Here is a 25908-nt window from a genome sequence, read left to right as displayed (position 1 = left end):
TGCGCATCGGTCAGTTCATGTCGTCGCACCATGCCCGACGCCTGCCCGGGCCGAGACCTGATCCACCCCGCCCGACAAGAGCCATCAGAAACGACCTAGTTCAGCCGCCCAGCCCGCCCCGCAAATGCGTCAGCACCGCCAGCACTCGCCGATTCCCCTCCGCCGGGTCGAGGTCCAGTTTCATGAAGATATTGCCGGAGTGCTTGACCACGGACGCCTCGGTGACGCCGAGCCGCTGGGCGATCGTCAGGTTGTTGAGGCCCTCGGCCATGAGGGTCAGGACTTCGCGTTCGCGCGGGGTGAGGCGGGCGAGGGGGCGGGCGGCGGTGCGCTGGATGAGGAGGGTGCGTACGACCTCCGGGTCGATGACGGTCTCGCCGGCGGCGACGCGGCGGATGGCGTCGAGGAATTCGGAGACCTCGCCCACCCGGTCCTTGAGGAGGTAGCCGAGGCCGGCCGTGCCCGGGCTGTCGCCGCCGAGGAGTTGGGTCGCGTAGGCGGTGGCGACGTACTGGGAGAGGACGAGGACCGGCAGCGCCGGGTGGCGGGAGCGGAGTTCCAGGGCCGCCCGCAGGCCCTCGTCCCGCTGGCCGGGCGGCATGCGTACGTCCGTGATCACGAGGTCCGGCAGGGGGGTGTTGGAGGGTTCGCCCCTGTGGGGGACGCCGCCGGGACCACCTCCGCTGCCCGGAAGCCCGCCGTCCGGCGGTCCGCCGCCGGCCCGTCCAGCCTCCGGCAGCCCGCCGCTGCCCAGGCCGGAGTCCACCGCGCGCGCCAGCGCCTCGGCGTCGCCGACCGCGGCGGTCACCTGGTGTCCGCCGCGGGTCAGGAGTTCTACGAGGCCGGCCCGTAGCAGTACGGAGTCCTCGGCCAGCACTACGCGGAGCACGGCACCTCCGCGCGCAGTTCGGTCGGGCCGCCCGGCGGGCTGGACACCATGAGCCTGCCTTTCAGGATCGCCATGCGGTCGGCCAGGCCCTGGAGGCCCGTGCCGTCGGAGGGGGTCGCTCCGCCGCGGCCGTTGTCGGTGACCGTCAGGACGAGCGTGCCGCGCCGGACCCGGCCGGCGACGGTGATCTCGGTCGCGCCGCTGTGCTTGGCGGCGTTGGCCAGCGCCTCGGTGACGGTGAAGTACGCGACCGTCTCCACCGCGCCGGGCAGCCGCCCCGGCAGTTCGATGTCGACGGTGACGGGTATCGGGCCGCGCAGCGCGACCTCCGCCACGGCCGCGTCCAGGCCGTGGTCGGTGAGGACCTGCGGGTGGATGCCGCGTACCAGGTCGCGCAGTTGGGAGAGGGCCTGCCGGGCCTCCCCGCGGGCCCGGACCACCAGGCCGGCGGAGGGGGAGTCGCTGCCGCCCAGTTCCAGCTCGGCCAGTCCCAGCGTCATGGAGAGCGCCACGAGCTGCTGCTGCGCCCCGTCGTGCAGGTCGCGTTCGATGCGCCGCCGTTCCGCCTCGAAGGCGTCCGCCAGCCGGGCCCGGGAGTGGGTCAGCTCCACCACGCGCCGCTCCTCGCCCCGGCCCGACAGCAGGAACTCCGCCGCCTTGACCTGCGCCCCGGCCAGCAGCCCCGCCGCGTACGCGCACACCACGAGCCCGGCGACGCCGGCGGCGGCAGCGGGCGCCGCCTCCAGCGGGTTGGTGACCGGCCGGTCGGAGAAGATCATCACGGTGCCGGGCTCGAATACGGCGACGAGCAGCGGCGCCGCGGTCAGGACGCCCGCGAACAGCAGCCCCAGCATGAGCACGGCGCCGCAGCCCGCGAAGACGCCGCCGAACACGACGGTGTACGCCAGCTCCCGCCACGTCGCCCGCTCCCGCAGCCGGCCGCGCAGCCGGCCCCAGCCGCCCGCGCCCCGCAGCCGGGCGTGCGGGTTCGGCAGCGGCGCCGGTTCGACCAGCCGCAGCCGCCGGCGCTCCACGGCGCCCACCGGGATGCCGGCCAGCGCCGCGAGCACCAGCAGGACGAGGCCGACGCCGATGACGGAGAACAGCACGCCGAGGACGGCGAGGAACGCCAGCGCGGACAGGGCGCCGACGCCGACGACCGTGCCGCTGAGCACGTACGCCCAGCAGCGCCACGGCCAGAGGGAGAGCAGGAACCGGCGCGGACTCCGCCGCATCGCCTGCCACACGGACACGGACACGGGCACGGCCGCGGTCCGCTCCCCGCCAGGAGGCCCAGGAGGTCCCGCATGCCCCGGCGAGCCCAGAGGACCCAGCGACCCCAGCGGGCCCGGAGAGGGCTCAGCCCCTCGCGGGCCCGGTGGTGGATGCGCCATGTCGATGTCGGCCATGCGGACCATTAATCCACGCGGCGGCCCCGGTGTCGGTAGGGGAAACCTGACACCTGAGCGGCGGCGCACCGGCAGGTCGCGGCCCCCGGGCGCACCCCCGAGGGCCGAGGCCCCCTCAGCCCCGCTGCACCCCCGCCATCGGCAGTGACCGCCGGATCTTCACGTACCGCGGCTTGCTCCGCAGGTACTGGCGCAGCCGCTCCGCCGGGCGCGGCAGGACCACGAAGGCTTCGGCCTGCATGCAGGCCCAACTGATGCGGGGCAGGTCGCGGCTGGTCGGGTAGACCACGAAGCGCGGCTCCCACACCGGCTGGAACTTGGCGTTGAAGCGGTACAGGGACTCGATCTGGAACCAGCGGGAGGAGAAGACCAGCAGCCGGTGCCAGATCCGCAGGACCGGGCCCGCGCCCAGCTTCTCGCCGCGGGCGAGGGCGGCGCGGAAGACGGCGAAGTTGAGGGAGACCTTGTTGATGCCGAGGCCGGGGGCGGCCTTGAGGGCGGCGACGATGAGCAGTTCGTTGAGGCCGGGTTCGGCGGTGCGGTCGCGGCGCATCAGGTCGAGGGAGATGCCGTCCGGCCCCCAGGGGACGAAGTGCAGCAGGGCCCGTACGCGGTCCACGCCGTTCTCGTCGGGCTGGTGGGCGGTGACGACGACGCAGTCGCCGTCGCCGGGCGCGCCGAAGCGGCCGAGGGCCATGGAGAAGCCGCGTTCGGTGGCGCTGCCGCGCCAGGCGGCGGCGTCCTCACGGAGCTTCTTCTTCTCCTGTTTGGGCAGGTCGCGTACGTGCCGGACCTGGCAGGAGTAGCCGGCGCGCTCGATGCGGTTGACCATCTGGCGGACGTTGCGCATGGTGCGCCCGGAGAGGCTGAAGGTCTTGGTGTCGACGATGGCCTCGTCGCCCAGTTCCAGCGCGTGCAGGCCGCCCTCGCGGGTCCAGACCTGGCCGCCGAGTTCGCTGCACCCCATGACGCCGGGGGTCCAGGCGTGCTTGGCGCACTGGTCGAGGAATTCCTTGATGGCGCCGGGCCACGCCTCGTAGTCGCCGATGGGGTCGCCGCTGGCCAGGGCGACGCCGGAGACGACGCGGTAGGCGATGGCGGCCCTGCCGGTGGGGGACCACATGACGCTCTTGTCGCGGCGGAGCGCGAAGTAGCCGAGCGAGTCGCGGGCGCCGTCCTTCTCCAGCAGGGCGCGGAGCTTTTCTTCACCGCCCTCGGGGTCCGGCAGGCCGTGCCGGGCGGGGCGGAGCGCGAGGTAGGCGGTGGTGCAGGCGGTGACCAGGCCGAGCGCGAGGAGGCAGAAGGAGACGAGGTCGGCGACGCGGGGGCTGGTGTAGGCGATGGGGCCGTCGAGGCCGGCCATGCCGTACAGGACCTGCTGGAGCCGGTCGCCGAAGCCGATGCCGCGGCCGCCGCTCTCCTCGTGCGCCCGTACGCCGACGATCGCGAGGCCGAGGCCGACGCTGCACAGGCCGACGAGGATGAAGTTGCCGATGGCGCGGACGCGGGTGCGGGGGTCGCCGAGCGCGTAGAACTCCTTGCGGTACGCGATGAGCACTCCGCACAGGGCGGCCGAGACAACGGCGGGGATGATCTCGTGGTGGCGCAGCGACTGGATGACGGCGCAGGGCCCGAGCAGTACCACGGCGGCCCGCCAGGCGCGCAGCTTCCGGCGGGCGAGGCCGCGGGCGAGCATGACCAGCAGGATGCCCGCGGCGAGAGAGGTGGCCCGCGCGAGGGAGTCGGGGAACCCCGGAACATAATGGGTGATTCGGGCTATCCGGCCGTCGCGCATTCCTGGCCTGATGGCCGAGGCGATGTCGAGAAGGCCGATGAGCAGGCAGGTGTAACCGGCCACTGAGGCGACTCGTTGTCTCACAGCGGCTCAGCGTATGAGCAGTTGGACAACGGCTCGGGAAGAGAAGGATAAGAGCAGGGTAAGAACAGGGTGGTGAGCAACCCTGCCGGTCGTATCCCGCCTCTTCTCCGGTGAGCAATGCCGGCACCGAACATGAGTACCCACATCCGGGGGCAGGGAGTTGAGAGGCATATGGGGCTGACCAGTCGGTCACTCTTGTATACGGTGATTTTCGTCGCCGTGCTGTGTGTGGGTCTCACGGTGTGGCTGTGGCCGCGCCTGGCGAAGCGCGGGGCGCTGCCAGTGGCCGGCCGCCTGGGGTCGATCGCGGTGACACAGGTGGCCATCGTGGCCGCCGCCATGCTCGCCGTTAACGCCAATTTCGAGTTCTACGGCACCTGGAACGAGCTGTTCGGCAAGTACGACAAGGCCCCCGTCAACGTCACCCAACTGGGCAAGGGCGGCCCGTACGCGACCGTCGGCGCGACCAAGGACGGGCTGGTGCAGCCGGCCGGCGCGCAGGGCCTCGACAAGATAAAGGGAATTCCGCACGGCCCCGCCGAGAAGGTCGGCAAGGTCCAGTCCGTGAAGATCCTCGGCCGCCGGTCGCACGCCATCAATCCGGCGTTCATCTATCTGCCGCCGCAGTATTTCCAGAAACAGTTCCAGCGCCAGCGATTCCCCGTGGCCGTCGTCATCAGCGGCTATCCCGGCGGGATCATGAATCTCGCCCAGCACCTCCAGGTGCCGCAGACCGCTTCGAAGCTCATCAGCGAGAACAAGATGCAGCCGACGGTGATAGTGATGATCCGCCCCACGATCGCGCCGCCGCGCGACACCGAGTGCGTGGACGTGCCGGACGGCCCGCAGGCCGAGACCTTCTTCACCAAGGACCTGCCCGAGGCCCTCAAGCAGACCTACCGGGTCGGCCACGACCCCAGCGCCTGGGGCGCGATGGGCTACTCCTCCGGCGGTTCCTGCGCCCTCCAGCTCGCCATGCGCGAACCCGGCGTCTACCCGGCTGCCGCCTCCCTCTCCGGCGACTACAAGATCGCCAACGACCTCACCACCGGCAATCTCTTCGGCACCGGCCCCGACGCCAAGCAGAAGGAACACGAGCACGACCTGATCTGGCGGCTGAAGAACATGCCCGTGCCGCGCGTCTCGGTTCTCGTCACCAGCAGCAAGAAGGGCGAGAAGAACTACGGCGAGACCATGAAGTTCCTCCAGGCCATCAAGGCGCCGATGACCAAGTCCTCGATCATCCTCGACGAGGGCAGCCACCACTTCACCACCTGGCGCCGCGAGATCGGCCCGGCCCTTGAGTGGATGGGCCAGCAGCTCACCTTCCCCCAGGACGTCGTCAACAACGCCCCGAAGAAGAACGCCCCGAGCGACAGCCCGACACCGACGTCAACACCGACGCCTTCGCCGGGAGCATGACCGTACGGGTGTGCGCAGGGCTTCGAGGGTGTCGGTGAGGTAGTGGTCTTCTTGGCCGGCGAGGGCTATGTAGCCGTTGCCGTCGGCGTCCGTACCGAGGCGGAAGCAGTTGCTCGCGTCCTGGCAGAAGGGCGCTTCCCAGGTGATGTCGGCCATCTTGGGTGCGCAGGGCTTCGAGGGTGTCGGTGAGGTAGTGGTCTTCTTGGCCGGCGAGGGCTATGTAGCCGTTGCCGTCGGCGTCCGTACCGAGGCGGAAGCAGGAGTTGCCCTCGCCGCAGAAGGGTGCTTCCCAGGTGATGTCAGCCATCTTGCTCTCTCCTCAGAGTTGTTGGGCGATCTGGCGGATGAAGTCTCGGGACCGCTCCGGGGACAGTGCCATGCCTTCCAACAGGTCGAGTTGCGCCCGATATTTCGCCAGTTGACCGTCGGCGTGCAGGAAGGCGGGGCCGTGGGAGTTGTCCACCTGCACCGTATCGAGCTGCTGCACGGGGCCTTCGGCGTAGGCGACCATGTGCCCTGCTCCGGGGAAGGCACCGTGACTGAAGGGGAGGACGAGCACCGTGACGTTGTCCCGCTCGGAGGTCTCCAGCAGGTGCTTCAACTGTGCCTGTGCGACGTCCCGTCCGCCGAACTGCATGCGCAGCGCCGCCTCGTGGATAACGGCCACGAACGGGGTTGGGTTGTCGCGGACGATCACCCCTTGGCGCTCCGCGCGATGTGCCAGGCGGAGCGCGACCTCATGCTCGGGGAGCTGCGGGACTACCGCACGGAAGATGGCCATGGCGTGCGCCGATGTCTGGAGCAGCCCCGGCACGTGCACGGTGTTCGCGCCCCGTAGACGCGTCGCGCCGGCCTCCGTCTCGGAGATGTCCAGCAGACCTTGGGGCAAGCTGCCCCGGTAGCGCTCCCACCATCCTGCTTCGCTAGGCTCCGCCATCGCGACCAGGGCGTCGACGTACTTCTCGTCGGTGCAGTCACAGTTGCAGGCCAGCGTACGGAGCCGTTCGGCGCTGATCCCGCGCAGTCCGGACTCCATGTTGGAGATCCTGCTCCGGTCGACGCCGAGGAGCCCTGCGGCGTACTCCGCCGACATACCGGCCGTGGTACGCATCTTGCGCAGCTCGCATCCCAGACGCTTCTGCCGTTGGGTGAGGACCGTCCTTGGTGGCATGTCGTACCTTCCGTGACGTGCGGTGTTCGCATGGTCCGCGAGTACCAGCTCACCGTAGTGAGGCTATTTTTGCGAAGCGCTTGGCGAATTTGGCCCCCCGTATCCTACTGTGAGTATCGCGCAAGCTACACACCGCGATGCCGGAAGCGCACCGCGCGAGCATGCCCGTCCGCCCTGGGCCGGGTGTGTACGCGACCAGGGCGGTAGGCCACCGGCGATCCCAACCCCCGCACACAGCCGTGGAGTTCGCCATGCCCGACATTCCCCTCGTACCCGCCCACTGGCGCTTCCCCGCCCAGCCCGCCTCCGTACGGCGGGCCCGGCACGCCGTCGCGGCATCGCTGCCGGATGTCCTCCGCCCCCGCCTCGGCGCCGATCTGTCCCTGCTGACCTCGGAGTTGGTCACCAACGCCATTCGCCACGGCGCGTGCTGGGCGGACGAGGAGTTCATCGAACTCGTCCTGTGGCCCGCCGACGGGCACTACTGGCTCGCCGTCTCCGACCCGGGGGCCGGTAGGCCGGTGCTGGCCCGCCCGGGCGTGGAGTCCGAGAGCGGGCGGGGGCTGGTCCTCGTCGACAGTCTCGCCGCCGCCTGGGCAGTACGGCCCCGTCCTACGTGCGGGACGTCCGTGATCGCGGGCCTCTCCCTCCAGCGGGGCGGCGGCTGACCCGGCGGGGCCGCACGCGTACGAGCCGGCGCCCGCCGCCGCGCCCCGCTACGTGACCGGGGACTTGAGTTGCTGGCTCAGCCAGTTGAAGGCGGCTGGGTACATCTTCTGCCACGTGTTGTAGTTGTGGCCGCCGGAGTCGATGAGCATGGTCTTGACGCGGACGCGGCTGCCCTGGGCCGCCTCGTGGAACTGCTCGATGTACTTGACGGGGCTGTCCCGGTCCTGTCGGGAGGTGGCGAGGAAGAGCGAGACGTCGGCCTTGGAGTGGTGCACCAGGTGGGTGGGGCTGTTCCGTTCGCGCAGGGCGGGGTCCGGGATGACGTCCGGGTCGCCGGTGAGCGGGTCCGGGTCGAGGGCGACGCCGGCGCCGAAGATCTTCGGGTACTGGAGCGGCAGCTTGGCGGCGCAGTAGGCGCCGGTGGAGATGCCCGCCAGGCCCCAGTTCCGGGGGCCGGCCGCGGTGCGGAAGTGGTGGCGGACCAGCTCCGGCACGTCGTCGGTGAGCCAGGTGGCGACCTTGCGGCCGGGGGTGTCGGAGCAGTCCGTGTCGACGCCGCCCGGGTTGACGATCGGGATCACGAGGATGGCCGGCTTGGCGATGTCCTCTTTGATCATCTTGTCGAACGCCTTGGGCATCCCGCCGTGCTCCAGCCAGGACTGCGGTGAGCCGGGCACGCCGTGCAGCAGCGTGATCACCGGGAACCGCGTCGTGCGGTACTCGGGCTGGTCGTACTGCGGCGGGGTCCAGATCATGACCTGCCCGGAGAGCTTGGAGTGCGCCCCGTGGAAGTAGGTGTCCTGCATCCGGCTGTCGCCGTGGATGAACTTGGCGCGCTGCGGCGGCGGGCCGGGCATGGCGACGGGGACGCCGCCGTCGTCGGTGCCGAGCAGGTCGTCCCAGGACGCGTAGAGCCCGTAGCTCTGGTTGATCCAGACCGCGACCACGGAGATCGCGGTGGCCTGGCAGAGCGCGATCAGCACGATCCGGGAGAGCCAGCGCAGCGGGCGCGGGCCGGGGATCTTCGACCAGAGCAGCAGGGTGGCGAGGACGGCCAGCACGGTCGCCAGGATCAACACCACGAAGAAGGGTGTTCCGGTCAGACTCATCCCGCGAGCTCTCCTCTTGCTCGGCTGCCCGGCGCTCCGCCGGCCGGCTCCAAATGACCATAATCGCCGCATATGTCATACGACGGCCGGGTACCCCCCTCCCGGCGGTCAAGACGCGAGCACCCCGCCGCGCGTTCCAGCGGCCCGGTCGTCGATAATCACAGTCAGGCCCAAAACGGGTCATTCACCGCGAACCGCGAACCGTGGATTCATAGAGTTTCGGGGAGATGGGGAGATGACAGTGAGCAACGCCGCAGCAGGACGGATCGTCGTCGGTGTCGACGGAGGCGGGCCCTCGCAGCGGGCCCTGCGCTGGGCGGCCCGGCAGGCGGAGCTGACCGGCGCCGCGCTGGAGGCCGTGATCGCCTGGGAGTCGCTGACGAGCTGGTCCTGGGCGGGCGTGATGCCGGTGATGCCCGAGGCGTACGTACCGGAGGAGGTCGGCGACCGGGCCCTCGCCGACGCCATCGAGGAGACCTTCGGCGGCGAGCCGCCCGTGGCCATCGAGCGCAGAGTGATCGTGGGCAACCCGGCCGACGTCCTGCTGGAGGCCGCGGAGGGCGCCGAGCTGCTGGTGGTCGGCGACCGCGGGCGGGCCGGCTTCCGGGCGGCGCTGCTCGGCTCGGTCAGCCACCACGTCACCCAGCACGCGCCGTGCCCGGTGGTCGTCGTGCGCGGCGCGACCAAGGACGACGGGACCCCAGGCGACTCAGCCGACTCAGCCGATGCGGCCGACGAGGCCGAGGGCGCGAGCGCCGTCGCCGACGAGGCTGCCAAAACCGCGTGACCAGCGGAAAAACGGAGTAAAGGTACCGTCACGGCCGGGTGGGCGGGGGTTATCGGGCGTCTCAACGATGTCTGGAAATGGCCCGCTTTGCCCGGCCGTTCTGCATGGATTCCGCAGTTGCGAGTCGTTTGCAACAAGGTGTTGAGCCTTCTACGGTCCCGACGGGGGCCGGGTCGAGGAAGGCTGGTTCATGAGCGATACAGCAGGTGCAGCGGGTACAGCAGGTACAGCGGGTACAGCAGGTGCAGCAGGTGCAGCGGGTCAGAACGGCACGACGGCGGGCCGCGCGGCCCGGATACGCGCCTCCCTGACGCCCAAGGAGTGGCGGAACGTCCTCGGCATGGTCGGCTTCATCGCCCTCCTGCACGTCATCGGCTGGTTCACCCTCATCGCGCTGATCGCCCCGCACCACTACGCCGTCGGCGGCTCGGTCTTCGGCGTCGGCATGGGCGTCACCGCGTACACGCTCGGCATGCGGCACGCCTTCGACGCCGACCACATCGCCGCCATCGACAACACCACCCGCAAGCTGATGGCCGACGGCAAGCGCCCGCTCTCCGTCGGCTTCTGGTTCTCGCTCGGCCACTCCTCCGTCGTCTTCGCGCTCTGCCTGCTGCTCTCCTTCGGCGTACGGGCGCTGGCCGGGCAGGTGGAGAGCGATTCCTCCACCCTCCAGACCTCCGCCGGCCTCGTCGGCACCCTGGTCTCCGGCTGCTTCCTGCTGCTCATCGCCGCGATCAACATCGCCGTGCTGGTGGGCATCGCGAAGGTGTTCCGCCGGATGCGGCAGGGCGACTACGACGAGGCCGAGCTGGAGGAGCAGCTCAACAAGCGCGGCTTCATGAACCGGATTCTGGGCCGCGCCACCAAGGCCGTCCGCAAGCCCGGCCACATGTATCCGATCGGCTTCCTCTTCGGCCTCGGCTTCGACACCGCCACCGAGGTGTCGCTGCTGGTGCTGGCCGGCGGCGCGTCCGCCTTCAACCTGCCCTGGTACGCGATCCTGACGCTGCCCGTGCTGTTCGCGGCCGGCATGTGCCTGCTGGACACCATCGACGGCTCGTTCATGAACTTCGCCTACGACTGGGCGTTCTCCCGGCCGGTCCGCAAGGTCTACTACAACCTCACCATCACCGGCCTGTCGGTCGCCGTGGCCGTCATCATCGGCGGCATCGAGCTGGTCTCGATCCTCTCCGACCAGCTCGGCTGGGACACCGGGGTCATCGGCTGGATCGGCTCGCTCGACCTGAATTCCGTCGGATTCGTCATCGTCGGCCTCTTCGCCGCCGTGTGGTTCGCGGCGCTGGCCATCTGGCGCTTCGGCCGTATCGAGGAGAAGTGGTCCGCCGGGGCCCGGCCCACCGCGGCGGAGCGCGGACGATAGCAGGGTCGTCGGCGCCTTACGGCCCCCGCGCAATGCCCGCTCAATGCCGGTGCGGGGTGAAGGGCCCGAAGGAGTGAATGCCCGGAACTTCTTTTAAGTGCCGGAGTTATTCAGTTCGCTTTCCCAGCAGGGGCGCTTCACGACGATCGAAAGGCATAGACGTGCTCAAGAAGGTACTCGCCACGGCAGCCCTCACGGTTTCCGCGGTCGGCACCATCGCCGGCCCCGCGGTGGCGGCCGGCAACGACGACGACCTCAACAACGGCAACGCCGCCGAGTCCGCGTACGGCAACACGCACACCGGCGGCAAGCAGAGCCCGCAGATGAGCCTGATCCAGGGCACCCTCAACAAGCCCTGCCTCGGCATCGGCAAGATCGGTATCCAGTCGATCGTCGCGCTGGTCAACGTCGGCGTGCAGGACATCCCGATCCTCACCTCGCAGCAGCAGCAGCAGTGCACCGACAACTCCTCGATCAAGGACGGCGACGACCCGATCTCGCACATCCTCGACGAGCTCCCGATCCTGTCGGGCAACGGCTCCGCCAACGGTTCCGGCAACGGCTGACCGAGCGTACGGGCGGTTCGGAATTCCCTCTGCGGCGGGTGTGCAGCCCCGCCGCAGGGGGGTTTTCGTATTTCCGGAAATTACGGCCCCGGTGGGCCGAACGAGTGAAGTGTAATAACCATCTCGGGTATTTCGAGTTGGGCAGGTAGCTCCTGTTCACCGACCCAGAGCGAAGGAACACATCGTGATCAAGAAGGTACTCGCCACGGCGGCCCTGACCGTCTCCGCGGTCGGCTCCATCGCCGGCCCCGCGATGGCGGTCGCCGACGACGACACCGTCAACAACGGCAACGCCGCCTCCCAGAGCTACGGCAACACGCACACCGGCGGCTACATGAGCCCGCAGATCGGCCTCATCCAGGGCTCCCTCAACAAGCCCTGCATCGGCCTCGGCAAGCTCGGCGCCCAGTCGATCGTCGGCCTGGTCAACGTCGGTGTCCAGGACATCCCGATCCTCACCTCGCAGCAGCAGCAGACCTGCGTCGAGAACTCCTCGATCAAGGACGGCGACGACCCGCTGTCGCACCTCATCGAGGAGCTTCCGATCCTCTCCGGCAACGGCTCGGCCAACGCCTCGGCCAACCGGGTCCACCACTGACCGTACGGCGGAGCGAGTAGCGGCTCTGCGGTCACCGGGCCCCCGGCCGCCGTCCCCACGGACGCGCGACCGGGGGCCCGCCGCATGCCCGGGCGCCGCGCCCCGCGGCCCGTAATGTCGGGTTCGCTATGCATCGTGATGTCGGAGCTATTGAAAAGTCGCGGGTGACACGATGATCTTGGCCCCATGACGACGAACCGACACGCGCCGGACATCCTCTCCCCGGAGTTCGCCGCGGATCCGTACAGCGCGTACCGCATCATGCGGGATGAATTCCCGCTGATCCGGCACGAGGCCATGCAGAGTTACATCGTCTCCCGGTACGAGGACGTGGCGCGGGCCTTCAAGGACCCCGTGTTCACCACCGACAACTACGACTGGCAGTTGGAGCCCGCGCACGGCCGGACCATCCTCCAGATGAGCGGCCGCGAACACGCCGTGCGGCGCGCCCTGGTGGCCCCCGCCTTCCGCGGCAACGCCCTCCAGGACCACTTCATGCCGGTCATCGAGCGCAACGCCCGTACCCTCATCGACGGCTTCCGGCACACCGGCCGCGCCGACCTCGTCGCCGACTTCGCGACCCGCTTCCCCGTCAACGTCATCGTCGACATGCTCGGCCTCGACCAGGGCGAGTACGAGCGGTTCCACCGCTGGTACACGGCGATCATCGGGTTCCTCGGCAACCTCTCCCAGGACCCCGAGGTGCACGCGGCGGGCGTCCGCACCCGCGAGGAGTTCGCCGCCTACATGCTGCCCATCATCCGCGAGCGCCGCGGGAGCCTCGGCGACGACCTGCTCTCCACGCTCTGCGCCGCCGAGATCGACGGCACGTCGATGAGCGACGAGGACATCAAGTCGTTCTGCAGCCTGCTGCTCACCGCGGGCGGCGAGACCACCGACAAGGCGCTCGCCGGGATCGTCCGCAATCTGCTGGACCACCCCGAACAGCTCGCCGCCGTGCGCGCGGACCGCTCCCTGATACCGCTCGCCTTCGCGGAGACCCTGCGCTACACGCCCCCCGTCCACATGATCATGCGTCAGGTCGCCGAGGACGTGGAGATCGGCGGCGGCACGGTGCCCGCGGGCTCCACGGTCACCTGCCTGATCGGCGCGGCCGGCCGGGACGAGCGCCGGTACGCCGACCCGGACGTCTTCGACATCTTCCGCACCGACCTCAGCGCGAAGAACGCCTTCTCGGCCGCCGCCGACCACCTCGCCTTCGCGCTCGGCCGGCACTTCTGCGTGGGCGCCCTGCTCGCCAAGGCCGAGGTGGAGACCGGCATCGACCAGCTCCTCGACGCCATGCCCGACCTCGCCCTGGCCGAGCACTTCCGCCCCACCGAGCAGGGCCTGTTCACCCGCGGCCTCGCGGCCCTCCCGGTGACCTTCACGCCCGCCGCGTAGGCCGCCGGCGGAGCGCGCCCGGATTCAGCCCCCGCTCGGCGGCACGTAGGCGGGGGTGAATCCGACCGGCAGCGCCGCCAGCCCGCGCATCCACACCGACGGCCGCCACACCAGCTCCCGCGCCTCGACCGCCAGCACCACGTCCGGCAGCCGGTCCAGCAGGATCTCGACGGCCGCCTTGGCGATCACCTCGGCGATCTCCGGCGCGGGGTACGGGCAGGAGTGCTCGCCGTGGCTGAAGGACATATGGGCCTGGTTGCCCTCGGAACCGGCGTACGAGTCCGGCCGCACCTGCGGATCGTTGTTCGCGGCGGCCAGCCCCAGCACGAGCAGGTCCCCGGTGCGGATGCGCTTGCCGCCGAGCTGGGTGTCGCGGGTGGCCCAGCGGCCGATGAAGTTCTGCGTCGGCGTGTCCTCCCACAGCACCTCGTTGAGCGCCTGCCCGACGCTGCGCCGGCCGCCCGCCAGCGTCACCGCGAACCGGTCGTCGGTGAGCATCAGCCGCAGCGTGTTGCCGATCCAGTTGGCCGTGGGCTGCTGGGCGGCGGCCATCACCACGAGCAGATCAATGACGATCTCCTCCTCGGCCAGCCCCGCCGCGTGCCCCAGCAGCCGGGAGGGGACGTCCGGGCCCGGGTGCACCCGCTTGTCCTGCACGAGCCGCCCCATCCGGGCCGCGACCCGCTGGTGCGCCTCGATGGCCCCCGCGGTCTCGTCGAGCGAGTCGGCGATGTCCCGTACCAGCGGCGGGATCTCGGCCGTCGGCAGACCGAACAGCTCCGCCACCACCAGCATCGGCATCCGGAACGCGAAGTCCGCCATCAGGTCCGCCTCGCCGCGCCCGGCGAACGTGTCGATCAGCGAGTCGGCGACCCGCTCGCAGATCTGCCGCAGCTCGAACTGGTCCACGGCGGCCAGCGCGTCGCTGATCGCCCCGGCCCGCCGGCGGTGCTCCGGCCCCTCGGCGAACATCACCGACGGCTGGTAGCCGACGTAGGGCAGCAGCGGCCAGTCGGGCGGGATGCGGTCCCAGGCGTGCCAGCGCCGGGAGTCCCGGGCGAAGAGCTGCGAGTCGCCGGCCACCTGGTGCACCTCCCGGTAGCCGAGCACGAACCAGGCGGGGATGCCGCCGTCCAGCAGGATCGGCGCGACCGGCCCGTGGTCGCGGCGCAGCTCCCGGTACAGCCGCGCCGGGTCGCTCTGGAACCCCTCCCCGTACAGGGGCACGGCCCCCTGGTGCGCGGGGCAGCCCGGCGGCGGGACGGCGGCGTCGGGCGAGGGCGGCTGGTACGTCACGGTGTGGTCTCCCGGGCGGACAGGGCGTAGAGGTGGTCGACGAGCGCGATCAGGACCTTCTTGCTGGAGTCGCGGTCGCGCGCGTCGCAGTCGATCAGGGGCACGTCGGGGGAGAGGTCGAGCGCCTCCCGTACCTGCTCCAGCGTGTGGTGCGAGCCGCCGAAGTCGTTACGGGCCACGATGAACGGCATCCGGTGGTGCTCCAGCCGGTCGATCGCGTACCAGGAGTCGTCCAGCCGTCTGGTGTCGACGAGGACCACCGCGCCCAGCGTCCCGGAGAACAGCCGGTCCCACAGGAACCAGAAGCGCTCCTGGCCCGGCGCGCCGAACAGGTAGAGCACCGCCTGGTCGTTGATGCTGATGCGGCCGAAGTCGAAGGCCACGGTGGTGGTGGACTTGGACTCCACGCCCGAGGGGTCGTCGACGCCGATGCCCGCCCGCGTCATCGTCTCCTCGGTGTTGAGCGGGCGGATCTCGCTGACGGAGCGGACCATCGTGGTCTTCCCGACGCCGAAGCCGCCGACTATCACGATCTTCAGGCCGTTGTCCGCGGTGCTCCGCAGGTGGTCGCGGCCGGCGGTCTGCTCAGAGACGGTGGAGTGCAACGAGCACCTCCTTCAACAGGTCGGGGTCGGGGAGCTGGGCCGCGGCCGGGGCCGAACGCGGATGGCGCGCGGTGATCCGGCCCCCGTCGAGCAGATCGCAGAGCAGGATCTTGACGATGCTGACCGGCAGCCGCAGCTCCGCGGAGATCTCCACGACCGCCATCGGGTACTGGCACATGGCGAGGATCCGGGCGTGCTCGGACTGCATGCCCGGGGTCGGGTCGCATTCGCTGACGACGAGGGTGACCAGGTCGAAGCGGCTCTCGTCGGCGCGGCTGCGGCCGCCGGTGACGGTGTAGAGCCGGTCCGGGTCGTCGTCGGGCCCCAGCCTCCTCATACGGACTGGCGCGGGGCGGCGCTGAGGTAATCGCCGATCTGCTCGACCAGCTCGTTCATGTTGAAGCCGATGACGCCGACGTCCGCGTCCTCCGTCGCCACCACGGCCAGGTGCGCGCCGTGCCCGGCCTCCACGATGAACAGGATGCCGCCGTGGAACTCGGCCATCGCCTGCCGGACGCCGCCGGAGCCGTCGCCGAACTCGACGGACGCGCCGTGCGACAGGCTCTGGATGCCGGACGCGATGGCGGAGAGCTGGTCCGCCTGGTCCACGGAGAGCTCCTTGGAGTGGCAGAGCTTGAGGCCGTCCTTGGACAGCACGAGCGCGTGCCGGGAGCCCGGGGTCTTCTGGAGGAGGTTCTCCAGCATCCAGTCCAGGGTGTGGTCGGTGGTGTTCATCGGGGGTCGTCCTCCGGACGGGCGGGGGTGGGGGTGTTGGCGGTGTCGGAGTTGCCTTGGACGGCTCTGCGGAAGGTGCTGAACCGCGCCGCGGCCTCCTCGTTGGAGCGCGCGGGCGGCGGCACGTCGCCGCGCGAGGGCGTGGGGGAGGGCGCGGCGGCCAGCGTCTGACCGCGCCGCCGCTTGGGCAGCCCGCTGTCGCCGACCAGGGGCGCGGGGGGCGGCGCCTGGGCGGGGGCGGGCCGTTGCTGTACGGGCTGGTGCGCGGGTGGCTGTACGGGCCGCTGTACGGGGGCGGGGGGCTGCTGTGCGGGCGCGGCGGGGGCCTGCGCGGGTGCGGCGGGGGGCATGGGGCCGGCCTCGGGGAGGGGAGTGCGACCGGGCGTCGCGGGCGTACGGGCGTGTCGCGGCGCGCTCTGCTGCGCCGGGGCGTGGGCCGGGGCGTGCGGGGCCGGGACGGCCTGTGCCGGAGCGTGCTGGGCCGGAGCGGCCTGGGCGGGCGCGGGCCGGGCGGTGGCCTGCTGCGTGACCAACTGCTGGGGGATGAGGATCACCACGCCCGTACCGCCGCGCGAGGACGGCCGGAAGGAGACGGACAGCCCGTGCTTGCGGGCCAGGCAGCCCACCACCGCGAGGCCCAGCCGGGTCCCCGAGAGCGTCAGCAGGTCCAGGGTCTCGGACGAGACGGCCTGCTCGGCGCGGCGCAGCGCGGCCTCGCTCATGACCAGCCCGCCGTCCTCGACGGTGATCACGACGCCGGCCTGTGCCTCCTCCACGTACACATGCGCCTCGGAGGACGGCGGCGAGAAGGTGGTGGCGTTGTCCATGATCTCGGCGAGCGCGTGCATGATGCCCTCGGCGGCGTGCCCGGCGACCGCGGCGGTGCTGCTGGAGTGCAGCCGCACCCGGCGGTAGGCGCTGATGCGGCCCATCGCGCCGCGCAGGATCGACTCCATCGCGATCGGCTTCGTCCAGCGGCGGCCCGAGCGGGCGCCGGTGAGCACCGCGATGGAGTCCGCGAGCCTGCCCGCCTGCGCGGTGCTGTGGTCGAGCTTGAGCAGGTCGCCGAGGACCTCCTCGCCGTGCCGGTGCTCCATCTCCCGCAGGTCGGCGAGCATGCTGGTGGCCAGCGCCTGGACCCGGCCGGCGGCGTTGGCGCAGGCCGACATCGCGGCGGCCCGCATCCGCTCGCCCCGGCCGACCTCCTCGGCCAGGATGCGTACGATCCGCTGGTGCGCGCCGTCGGCCGGCTGCCGCACGTGCGCGAGCGCGGTGTCCACGGACGAGCCCCGGCGCAGCACGGCGACGAGCGCGGGCAGCGTGTCGTCGGCCAGCCGGCCGGCCTCCGCCTCCAGTGCGGCGATCTGGTCGCGGCGGGCCCGCGCGGTGCGCACGCTGTGCGCGGTCATGGCGAGCGAGAGGCTCAGCAGCGCGGCGGCCGCCCCACCGCCCCAGGCCACCGGGGTCCGGACCGAGACCGGGGCGGCCAGCGCCGCCCAGAGGCACAGGCCGCCGGTGACGACCGCCGCGGCCAGCAGGACGAGCAGCGCTTGCCCCACGGGTGGGCGTACTGCCTGCTGGCGGGTGGATATGTGTGCTGACATCAAACAGGTCCTTGTGAACGGTTGATGGCGTGGGGAGCCAGGCAGCGCAAGGCGTTGCGGAGATCGTCAGCACCATATCCGCTCCATGCGGCGCGGCAACTAGCCGTCTCGCACCAGAAGATCGGGGCGGCCTCTGCGGCGCGCGGGCGGCGGCGGGGCGCCGGTGCCCGGTGCCGTAGGGGGGCGGCCCCGGCACCGTACTGACCTGGAAGTTCCCTTTTCGCTTGCGGTATACGGGCGTTGAGGCGTGACGGGTGTGCCCTCGCGGGCCCATACTGACCGCGATGACGAAATCAGCCGCGCCCAGGCGCCATCTGCCGACCAGCCCCTTCAGCGCACCGACCGTCAGCCCGCCCAGGAAGTTCGCCGTCGGCGAGCGGGTGACCCACGATCAGTTCGGCCTCGGGCGCGTCATCGGGGTCGAGGAGGATCTCGCCGTGCTCGTGGACTTCGGCACCCGTCAGGAGCGGCTCACCGCGCCGTTCGCCAGGCTGAACAAGCTCTGAGCCGCCGGGGCTCGACGGCGCGCGCCCCGGCGCCCGCCGCCCGGAATTCTTCACCGCACCATCACTATTCACCGGTCCCCGCTCCGATGATTTCCGGTCCGATTTATTGGGGCGTGTGGTTTACGACAGCGATCGGTTCGCCATGCTACCTTCGAGCCAGTTGCAGCTGTGGTTCCCGAAAACTCTGTGCACCTATGGCCAACGGGCCGCAGGCGCATTTTTGTTTTGCCGGAAAATGCTCCGGATGGGGCAACATCGCGGCTACGCGGGATTCACGCGGCGTGGGTCCTCGGCTCTGCCCCCAGAAGGAGAATTGTTATGGCCAGCGGTACCGTGAAGTGGTTCAACTCGGAGAAGGGCTTCGGCTTCATCGAGCAGGACAGCGGCGGCGCCGATGTATTCGCTCACTACTCGAACATCGCCACCCAGGGGTTCCGCGAGCTCCAGGAGGGCCAGAAGGTGACCTTCGACGTCACGCAGGGCCACAAGGGCCCGCAGGCCGAGAACATCACCCCCGCCTGAGGGCCGCTGTTCGGCGATCGAACGGGCTGGGGCCCGCACCGGCATGGTGCGGGCCCCAGCCCGTTGTTCGTGCCCGTACGCGGGAGCGGTCCGGGCCGTGTCGGTCCGTCAGCCCAGGTTCAGGGCCGTACGGATCGTGGTGTTGAGGTCGGTCTGGTTGGTGACCCCGAGCACCCGGTACGCCTCCGGGCCCTCGGCCGCGATGCGCACCTCGGTGCCGCTGTGCTCCTGCGACTCGCCGACCGGGGCGGTGCCGTAGCTGACCTTCATCTGCTGGCCCTCGTTGGTGACGAGGGTGGAGCTCATGCCCGCCGGGTCGGTGTCGACCGGGACGATCTGGCTGCTGTGGCCGTGGTCGGCGGTGGTGATCACCAGGGTGTCGGGGTGGGTCGCGGCGTAGTCCCGCGCCACCTTCACCGCGCGGTCGAACGCGGCCGTCTCACCGATCTGGCCGCACGGGTCGGCGGCGTGGTCCTCGCTGTCGATGTTGGCGCCCTCGACCTGGAGGAAGAAGCCCTTGTCGGCGCGGTGGCCCTTCTTGACCTGCTTGCCCTTCTCGGCCTGCTTGGCCTCCAGCAGTTCGATGGCCCGCGTGGTCTGGTCGGCGAGGGTCGGGGTGTCCTTGGGGCGCTTGGGGTTGCTGGTGACGCAGCGCTGGGGTGAGGTGCCCTTGCCGGTGGCGGGCTTGCCGGTCCACTCGATCGGGATGTCGTAGTCGGCGAAGAGGCCGAGCACCGGCTGGCCGGCCTTGGCCTTCTTCATCCCCTTGGCGTCGGTGACGACCTGGTAGCCGAGCTTCTCGGCCTGCTGGATGACGGTCTTGCCCTTGTACGGGCCTTCCTTGACCTTCTGGCCGAAGTGACCCTTGCCGCCGCCGAGCAGCACGTCGACCTTGTGGTTGACGCTCTGCTCCGCTATCGACCCCGGGCCGCCCTTGCTGATGCGGTCCACGGAACACTTCTTCATGTCCTCGGGGCCCTGGCAGTCGCGGTCGGTGACGTGCGACGCCTGCACGGCGGGGGTGGCGTCGGTGAGGTCGGAGGTGGTGATGGAGCCGGTGGCGAGGCCGCTCTTCTGGGCGAGTTCGAGGAGCGTGGGTATCGCCTTGTTGGTGTCCGGCGTCTTCGACACCCGGCCGTTGACGGTCTTGTGGCCGGTCGCCCAGCCGGTGCCGCTGGCGGAGGAGTCGGTGACGTAGTCCGGCTTGCCGTGCTTGTCGACGGAGTACGTCGTGTACGCGCCGGTCATCGGGAACGTGTCCATGTTCAGCCGGCCGGCCGCGCCCACGGTGTAGTTGCGCGCGAGGGTTATCTCGGAGTCGCCCATTCCGTCACCTATCAGCAGGATGACGTTCTTGGCCGGGCCGTCCTTGACGGCGGCGCGGACCTTGTCCGCCGGGCCGAAGGCACTGGCGCCGGCGGGCACGGCGACGGCGGTCGCGAGCAGTACGGCGGCGCTCCATGTGGCATGGCGGCGGGTCAGGCGCAGTCTTCGCACGAGCATTTCCCTCTCTTCGGCCGGCCGGATGCCGACGGAGTGAAGCACAGCAGCGACTGGTGAATCCAGAGTGACGACGCGATGGCTTGAAGGCGACCAAGGCCCTGGCGGGCGGCTTGGAACGGGCCGTTCCGCGGGCTATGCGGAATGCGGGGCCCGCTGAAGTCGATGTTCGCGTCGGTTCATGTGAGTGAACGCCGTGCGGGTATGTGGGCGGCGCTCTGGCCGGGTTCGCCGATCTGGCTGATTCTGAACCGTCGGGGTGCGGGGGTGATCGCCCGTCAGGGGGAGGTGGCCGCGGGGCCGAAGACCTTGCCGGTGGACCGGGGCGGCCGTTGCTTCGTCGGCCCGGCCCTTCGCCCGGCGGCCCCTCCCCCCGAGGAGCGGCGCGGCTCAGTGGCCCGCGGCGAGCTGCACCGTACGGACGATCACCAGTACGGCCGCGACGAGCAGGTACATACGCAGCGCCGTCAGCCCGACGCGGCGGCCGGTGGACATCCGGGGCCGGGGCAGTTCGGCGAGCGGCGGCATGCGCCAGCCGGCCCGGTCCGTACGGTTGACGGGCCGCCCGCCGCGCGCCCAGCCCTTGCGGACGCGGCGCGCATCCGCGTACCCCACGGCCAGCAGCCCCGCGCCTCCGCAGCCCGCCGCGGCGCCGAGGAGTGCGCCCGTACCGAGGGAGGGGAAGAGCACCGAGGCGGTCAGGATGAGGGAGAGGGCGACCAGGACCGCGACGACGAGGCAGGCGAGGGCGTTGGTCCAGCGGCCGTTGACCCAGGGGCCGAGCACGGCCCGGTCGTTGCAGAGCAGCAGCAGGAAGACCGTGGCCGCCGGCAGCAGCACTCCGGCCAGCGCCTGCACGCCCTCGGTGAGCAGGCCGAGCGGCGCGCCGGGGGCGAGTACGGTCCCGGCGGCGGCCAGGACGAGGCCGCCGAAGACGGCGTGGAAGACGCCCGCGCCCCGTACGCCCCGGTGCAGGGTGCGCCGGAACCCGAGGACGTCGCCGAGGGCGTACGCGCTGGACAGCGAGACCGCGGCGGCGCCGAGGATCGAGGCGTCGAGCAGCGCGACGGCGAACAGCACGCCGGCCACTCGGCCCGCGCGGTCCTCGACGCCGTGCGCGATCCCGGCGGCGTCGGTGAAGTGCCCGGCCCCGGCGGTCCCGGCGAAGGCCGCCGCGCCGATCCCCGTCAGGGCGGCGGCGCCGATGATCACGAGGGCGATGCCCAGGGCCAGGTCGGCCCGCGCGTACCGCAGGAAGCGCGGCGTGACGCGCTTGTCGGCCACGTACGACTGCTGGAAGAAGAGCTGCCACGGCGCGACGGTGGTGCCGACGATGGCGACGATCAGCAGCATGACGTCGGCGAGCGGGGAGCCGTGCGGCAGACCGGGCACGACGAAGTCGTGGGCGGCGCGCGAGGTGGCGGGGTGGGTGAGGAAGTAGACCGGTACGAGCAGCAGGGAGCCCAGGACCAGCGCGATCGCGGCGCGTTCGAAGCGGCGGAACGAGCCGGTGGCGGCGACGGCGATCACCACGGCGGCGGCGCAGAGCACGCTCGCGGTGCGCGGGAGGCCGAGGTGGCCGACGGCGAGGGCGACGCCGATGAACTCGGTGACCAGGGTCAGCGCGTTCAGCAGGAAGAGGTCGATGACGGAGAACGCGCCCCAGAACTTCCCGAACCGCTCCAGGATGAGCCGCGCGTGGCCGACGCCGGTCACCGCGCCGAGCCGCAGCGACATCTCCTGGTTCACGTACAGCACGGGGACGAGCAGCAGCAGCGTCCACAGCAGCCGGGTGCCGTGGTCCTGCCCGGCCTGGGCGTACGTGCCGAACGCGCCCGCGTCGTTGTCGCCGGCCATCACGATCAGGCCGGGGCCGACGACGGCGAGCAGCGTCTTGAGTTTCGCGGACGGGCCGCGGCGCGGCGCGGTGTCGCCGGCCTCGATGGTGCCGAGGGCGCCGCGGATGGGGCCCGTTTCCCGGGCGGGGCCGGGGGTGTGGGGCCGTGCGGGTGCGGTGGTCAGATCGGTCATGACGGGACTCCAGTGCCCGTTCCTTCCGGGCCCCGGGCCGTCTCCGGGATCCCGCTGAACGGCTGGAGTGTAGGCATATAGTTGCGCATCGACGCAACTACTTGACGGAGTCTTGACGTGGCTGCCGCTTATTTGCGTAGAAACGCAATTAGGGGGAGACTGCTGGCGACAGAGCCCGGACCCGGCCCGTACGGAACCGGCCCCGGACCCGGCTCCACAGGAACGACGCAGACGCCGCGGGCGCTGCACACGCCGCAACGGAACGGAGGCAGCCATGGGTGCCGACCCTCCTAGTCCGCGCTGCCTCCTCGGCAGCCGCTGACACGACGGCGCGGCCCTACCCCGCCGCGCCGCGCGGCGGAACGCCCGGCTTCTCCTCAAGGCCCGGCCCGTTCCCCCCGCGCTCCCCCTCTTGATTCCTCACCGATGCTTCACCGCACGCTGGGCGGCCCCCCGCCCGTGCCGTCGGCGCGCCTGCCACGCACGGGCCGCGGCGTCCTGCCCACTGTGGTCCGGAGGTTCCCGTCATGTCGTTCCGTATGGACCCGACCGCCTCGCGCGAGTCGCCGCAGACCCGCCTCAAAGGCCGGCTGACCCACCTGACCTGGGTGGACGTGGTGGTCGCCGCGGCCGTCCTGGTGCTGCTCTATCTGACCCTGAGGGTCGGCCAGGGCACCACCGTCAGCTTCTCCACCAGCCAGTCGGCCAAGGTCGACACCGACCCCTCGCAGCTTCCGTACGACGCGGCGCGCAGCCTGCTGCGGATGTTCGCCGCGCTCGCCGCGTCCATCGTCTTCACCTTCCTCTACGCCTACGCCGCGGCCAAGAGCCGCCGCCTGGAACGCGTACTGATCCCGGCCCTGGACATCCTCCAGTCCGTGCCGGTGCTCGGCTTCCTGACCGTCGCCGTGACCGGCTTCATCGCCCTGTTCCCCGGCTCGCTGCTCGGCCTGGAGTGCGCGTCGATCTTCGCGATCTTCACCTCGCAGGCGTGGAACATGACCTTCGGCTTCTACCACTCCCTGACCTCCCTGCCGCGCGAACTCGACGAGCTGTCCCGCTCGTTCCGGTTCACCCGCTGGATGCGGTTCTGGAAGGTGGAGCTGCCCGCCGGGGCCATCGGGCTGGTCTGGAACGGCATGATGAGCTTCGGCGGCGGCTGGTTCTTCCTCGTCGCGTCCGAGGCGATCAGCGTGAACCAGAAGGACTACGCGCTGCCGGGCGTCGGCTCGTACGCGGGCGCCGCCATCGCCGACGGCGACCTCGGCAAGGTCGGCTGGGCGATCCTCACCATGGCCGTCATGGTCATCGGTGTGAACTTCCTCTTCTGGCGGCCGCTCACCGCCTGGGCGGAGAAGTTCAAGAACGAGCAGTCCGAGGCCAGCGAGGTGCAGCGCAGCTACGTCCTCGCCTTCCTGCGCCGCTCCAACTGGTCGCGGCTGCTGGGCCGGGCGCTGCGCCCGGTGGCCCGCGCCCTCGGCCGGGCCGGCCGGATCTTCGGCATCGACGACCGGCCGCTGGACGTCGACCCCCGGCGGCGGCGCACCGGCGACATCGCCTTCGCCGTCGTCGCCGGCGGCCTGATCCTGTGGGGCCTGCTCGACCTCGGCGGATACCTGCGCGAGCGCACCGGGCTGGGCGTCTTCGGCGAACCGCTGCTGCTCGGCCTCGCCACCCTCGCCCGGGTCGTGGTGCTCGTCATCGTGGCCACGGTCATCTGGGTGCCCATCGGCGTGAAGATCGGCTTCTCGCCCAAGCTGACCCGTATCGCCCAGCCGCTGGTGCAGATCCTCGCCAGCTTCCCCGCCAACTTCCTCTTCCCGCTGGCCGTCTGGTTCTTCCTCAGGACGGGCCTGTCCATCGACATCGGCGGCATCCTGCTGATGGCGCTGGGCGCCCAGTGGTACATCCTCTTCAACACCATCGCCGGCGCCATGGCCATCCCCACCGACCTGCGCGAGGCCATGGACGACCTCGGCGTGCGCGGCTGGCAGCGCTGGAAGCGGCTGATCCTGCCGGGCGTCTTCCCCGCGTACGTCACCGGCGGCATCACCGCGTCCGGCGGCGCCTGGAACGCCTCGATCGTCTCCGAGGTCGTCACCTTCGGCGGCACCACGCTCACCGCCACCGGCCTCGGCGCGTACATCGCGCAGGCCACGGCCGACGGCGACTTCCCGCATCTGCTGGCGGGCGTCGCGGTGATGAGCGTGTACGTGGTCGGGCTCAACCGCCTGGTGTGGCGGCGGCTGTACCGGCTGGCGGACACCCGCTACGCGCTCTGAGGCGCGTACCCCCTTGCTCTTTCCGATTTCATCTCTGGAGCCCGTCATGGCCCTGAACATCCTGCGCCGCATGCGCGCGACGCACACCGACACCACTGGCCCCGCTGGTATCGGCGGCCTGCCGCGGGCGGCGGACGGCGAGGTGCTGCTCGCCGCCGACGGCCTGACCAAGTCGTACGCGGGCGCGGACGGCGAACTGCCGGTGCTGGCCGGCATCGACCTCGACATCCGGGCCGGCGAGATCGTGGCGCTGCTCGGCAAGTCCGGTTCCGGCAAGTCGACGCTGCTGCGCTGCCTGGCCGGGCTGATCCCGGCGAGCTCGGGCGCCGTCACGTACCGCGGCAAGCGGCTGACCGGCGCGAACCCGGGGACGGCGATGGTCTTCCAGACCTTCGCGCTGCTGCCGTGGCTCACGGTCCAGCAGAACGTCGAACTCGGCCTGGAGGCGCGGGGCGTGGCACCCGCCGCCCGTGCCGAGGCGGCCGTGCAGGCCATCGACCTGATCGGCCTCGACGGCTTCGAGTCCGCCTACCCCAAGGAGCTGTCCGGCGGGATGCGGCAGCGCGTCGGGTTCGCCCGGGCGCTGGTCGTCGAGCCGGACGTGCTGATGATGGACGAGCCGTTCTCCGCGCTGGACGTGCTCACCGCCGAGAACCTGCGCGGCGAGCTGATGGAGCTGTGGGAGTCCGGCCAGTTCCCGACCCGGGCGGTGGTGCTGGTGACCCACAACATCGAGGAGGCGGTGCTGATGGCCGACCGGATCGTGGTGCTCGGCTCGCGCCCCGGCACGATCCGCGAGACCTTCGAGGTCGGCCTGGACCGCCCGCGCGACCGGCAGTCCGCCGCCTTCGAGGACCTCATCGACCGGGTGTACCGGACGATGACCGGCCGGGCCAAGGAGAGCCGCATCCCCGGCCGTACGGAAGCGGTCGAGACGGAGAAGCGCACCGCCGCCAACACGCCGCTGCCCACGGCCAGCGTTGACGGCCTCTCCGGCCTCGCCGAACTCGTCGCCCACCGCGGCGGCCGCTTCGACCTGCCGGACCTCGCCGACGACCTGGGGCTGGAGATCGACGACGTGCTCCCCCTCGTGGACGCCCTGGAACTCCTGGGCCTCGCCACGGTCAGCGAGGACGACCTGCTGCTGACCGAGCGCGGCACCACGTTCGCCGGGGCCGACGTCCAGCAGTCGAAGAAGATCTTCGCCGAGGCGGCCCAGGACGTCCCCCTCGTCCGGCTGATCACCACCAGCCTCCGCCAGAACCCCGAAGGCTCCCTCCGCGCCGGCTTCTTCCGCGACCTCCTCGCCCACCACTACACCAGCGAGCAAGTGGCCCAACAACTCGAAACCGCCACCGACTGGGGCCGCTACGCCGAGCTCTACTCCTTCGACGCCGACCCCCAGGAATACCGCCTGGACGAAAGCGCCGAGCAGCCGGGCGCGTGACGGTCGCGGGTCGGCCGTACGGGCCAGGGCGGGGTTACTCCGGGAGGGGGCGGTGGGGGCGGGTTCGGGCTCGGGCGGGGGCGGTACGGCCCG

The 25908-nt window shown here is 71.0% G+C and carries 23 protein-coding genes and 1 pseudogene; 11 read left to right on the top strand and 13 right to left on the bottom strand.

Going from position 1 to position 25908, the window contains the following annotated elements; genetic code table 11:
• Positions 1-100: 100 nt before the first annotated feature.
• From IF55_RS41095 to IF55_RS35360, 3 genes are all read right to left on the bottom strand, one after another.
• On the bottom strand, positions 101-889 hold the full coding sequence (locus tag IF55_RS41095; RefSeq protein ID WP_030893077.1) for a response regulator transcription factor: 789 nt from the start codon (positions 887-889) through the stop codon (positions 101-103).
• The gene (locus tag IF55_RS35365) at positions 877-2148 is read right to left on the bottom strand and encodes a sensor histidine kinase (protein WP_030893074.1); all 1272 of its coding nucleotides are present in this window, start codon (positions 2146-2148) and stop codon (positions 877-879) included. Before IF55_RS35365 ends, IF55_RS41095 begins: the two co-directional genes overlap by 13 nt.
• 265 nt (positions 2149-2413) lie before the next feature.
• Positions 2414-4177, bottom strand: coding sequence for a phosphatidylglycerol lysyltransferase domain-containing protein (locus IF55_RS35360; RefSeq protein ID WP_245661667.1), 1764 nt, complete (start codon positions 4175-4177; stop codon positions 2414-2416).
• 171 nt (positions 4178-4348) lie between these two features.
• On the opposite strand from IF55_RS35360, the gene IF55_RS35355 reads away from it, so the two are divergent.
• Positions 4349-5599, top strand: a complete 1251-nt coding sequence (locus IF55_RS35355) for an alpha/beta hydrolase (protein ID WP_048833104.1) — start codon at positions 4349-4351, stop codon at positions 5597-5599.
• Here the strand turns inward: IF55_RS35355 and IF55_RS38020 are convergent.
• Positions 5570-5755: a hypothetical protein gene (locus IF55_RS38020; protein ID WP_078645804.1), complete on the bottom strand. Its 186-nt coding sequence runs from the start codon at positions 5753-5755 to the stop codon at positions 5570-5572. The two genes, IF55_RS35355 and IF55_RS38020, sit on opposite strands and share 30 nt — an antisense overlap.
• 163 nt (positions 5756-5918) lie before the next feature.
• Entirely contained in the window at positions 5919-6770 is an 852-nt protein-coding gene (locus IF55_RS35350) for a helix-turn-helix domain-containing protein (RefSeq protein WP_030893068.1), read from the bottom strand.
• Positions 6771-7021: 251 nt separating this feature from the next.
• On the opposite strand from IF55_RS35350, the gene IF55_RS35345 reads away from it, so the two are divergent.
• A complete protein-coding gene (locus tag IF55_RS35345) occupies positions 7022-7438 on the top strand; it encodes an ATP-binding protein (RefSeq protein WP_030893066.1) in 417 nt (138 codons plus the stop codon).
• 48 nt (positions 7439-7486) lie between these two features.
• Here IF55_RS35345 and IF55_RS35340 read toward each other — a convergent pair whose 3' ends face one another.
• Positions 7487-8548: an alpha/beta hydrolase gene (locus tag IF55_RS35340; protein WP_030893065.1), complete on the bottom strand. Its 1062-nt coding sequence runs from the start codon at positions 8546-8548 to the stop codon at positions 7487-7489.
• Positions 8549-8783: 235 nt separating this feature from the next.
• Here IF55_RS35340 and IF55_RS35335 point away from each other — a divergent pair.
• From IF55_RS35335 to IF55_RS35315, 5 genes and pseudogenes are all read left to right on the top strand, one after another.
• A pseudogene (locus tag IF55_RS35335) lies at positions 8784-9224 on the top strand (universal stress protein); the annotation flags it as partial.
• A gap of 301 nt (positions 9225-9525) precedes the next feature.
• A complete protein-coding gene (gene nicT / locus IF55_RS35330; protein ID WP_211270088.1) occupies positions 9526-10719 on the top strand; it encodes a Nickel transporter NicT in 1194 nt (397 codons plus the stop codon).
• Positions 10720-10880: 161 nt separating this feature from the next.
• Complete coding sequence (locus tag IF55_RS35325) at positions 10881-11285, top strand: rodlin (RefSeq protein WP_030893059.1); 405 nt, start codon at positions 10881-10883, stop codon at positions 11283-11285.
• A gap of 184 nt (positions 11286-11469) precedes the next feature.
• Entirely contained in the window at positions 11470-11883 is a 414-nt protein-coding gene (locus tag IF55_RS35320) for a rodlin (protein ID WP_030893056.1), read from the top strand.
• A gap of 186 nt (positions 11884-12069) precedes the next feature.
• A complete protein-coding gene (locus IF55_RS35315; RefSeq protein ID WP_030893055.1) occupies positions 12070-13287 on the top strand; it encodes a cytochrome P450 in 1218 nt (405 codons plus the stop codon).
• A 24-nt stretch (positions 13288-13311) separates the two neighbouring features.
• Here IF55_RS35315 and IF55_RS35310 read toward each other — a convergent pair whose 3' ends face one another.
• From IF55_RS35310 to IF55_RS35290, 5 genes are read right to left on the bottom strand one after another with little or no spacing between them, the layout of a single operon-like run.
• Positions 13312-14583 (bottom strand): cytochrome P450, encoded by a 1272-nt coding sequence (locus tag IF55_RS35310; RefSeq protein ID WP_030893053.1) that lies wholly within the window; start codon positions 14581-14583, stop codon positions 13312-13314.
• Positions 14580-15188 (bottom strand): GTP-binding protein, encoded by a 609-nt coding sequence (locus tag IF55_RS35305; RefSeq protein WP_030893050.1) that lies wholly within the window; start codon positions 15186-15188, stop codon positions 14580-14582. Before IF55_RS35305 ends, IF55_RS35310 begins: the two co-directional genes overlap by 4 nt.
• The gene (locus IF55_RS35300) at positions 15169-15525 is read right to left on the bottom strand and encodes a DUF742 domain-containing protein (RefSeq protein WP_030893048.1); all 357 of its coding nucleotides are present in this window, start codon (positions 15523-15525) and stop codon (positions 15169-15171) included. The genes IF55_RS35305 and IF55_RS35300 overlap by 20 nt, the downstream gene beginning before the upstream one ends.
• On the bottom strand, positions 15522-15923 hold the full coding sequence (locus tag IF55_RS35295) for a roadblock/LC7 domain-containing protein (RefSeq protein WP_030893046.1): 402 nt from the start codon (positions 15921-15923) through the stop codon (positions 15522-15524). Before IF55_RS35295 ends, IF55_RS35300 begins: the two co-directional genes overlap by 4 nt.
• On the bottom strand, positions 15920-17527 hold the full coding sequence (locus tag IF55_RS35290) for a sensor histidine kinase (protein ID WP_030893044.1): 1608 nt from the start codon (positions 17525-17527) through the stop codon (positions 15920-15922). The genes IF55_RS35295 and IF55_RS35290 overlap by 4 nt, the downstream gene beginning before the upstream one ends.
• A 284-nt stretch (positions 17528-17811) precedes the next feature.
• Here IF55_RS35290 and IF55_RS35285 point away from each other — a divergent pair, with 284 nt between their 5' ends.
• Together IF55_RS35285 and IF55_RS35280 are read left to right on the top strand one after the other, a co-directional pair.
• On the top strand, positions 17812-18033 hold the full coding sequence (locus IF55_RS35285) for a hypothetical protein (RefSeq protein WP_030893041.1): 222 nt from the start codon (positions 17812-17814) through the stop codon (positions 18031-18033).
• A 318-nt stretch (positions 18034-18351) separates the two neighbouring features.
• Positions 18352-18555, top strand: a complete 204-nt coding sequence (locus IF55_RS35280; protein ID WP_030893038.1) for a cold-shock protein — start codon at positions 18352-18354, stop codon at positions 18553-18555.
• 108 nt (positions 18556-18663) lie between these two features.
• On the opposite strand, the gene IF55_RS35275 is transcribed toward IF55_RS35280, so the two are convergent.
• Together IF55_RS35275 and IF55_RS35270 are read right to left on the bottom strand one after the other, a co-directional pair.
• On the bottom strand, positions 18664-20058 hold the full coding sequence (locus IF55_RS35275; protein ID WP_030893036.1) for an alkaline phosphatase: 1395 nt from the start codon (positions 20056-20058) through the stop codon (positions 18664-18666).
• Between the two features lie 387 nt (positions 20059-20445).
• Positions 20446-22086 carry an NRAMP family divalent metal transporter gene (locus IF55_RS35270; protein ID WP_030893034.1) on the bottom strand — a complete coding sequence of 547 codons (1641 nt, stop codon included), beginning with the start codon at positions 22084-22086 and terminating at the stop codon, positions 20446-20448.
• A gap of 527 nt (positions 22087-22613) precedes the next feature.
• Here IF55_RS35270 and IF55_RS35265 point away from each other — a divergent pair.
• Entirely contained in the window at positions 22614-24368 is a 1755-nt protein-coding gene (locus tag IF55_RS35265; RefSeq protein WP_030893031.1) for an ABC transporter permease, read from the top strand.
• A 46-nt stretch (positions 24369-24414) separates the two neighbouring features.
• Positions 24415-25815, top strand: coding sequence for an ABC transporter ATP-binding protein (locus IF55_RS35260; protein ID WP_030893029.1), 1401 nt, complete (start codon positions 24415-24417; stop codon positions 25813-25815).
• Positions 25816-25908 lie beyond the last annotated feature (93 nt).

The sequence above is a fragment of the Streptomyces varsoviensis genome, assembly GCF_000718635.1.
GTDB lineage: Bacteria > Actinomycetota > Actinomycetes > Streptomycetales > Streptomycetaceae > Streptomyces > Streptomyces varsoviensis.
This window is presented reverse-complemented; position numbering and strand designations above follow the sequence as displayed.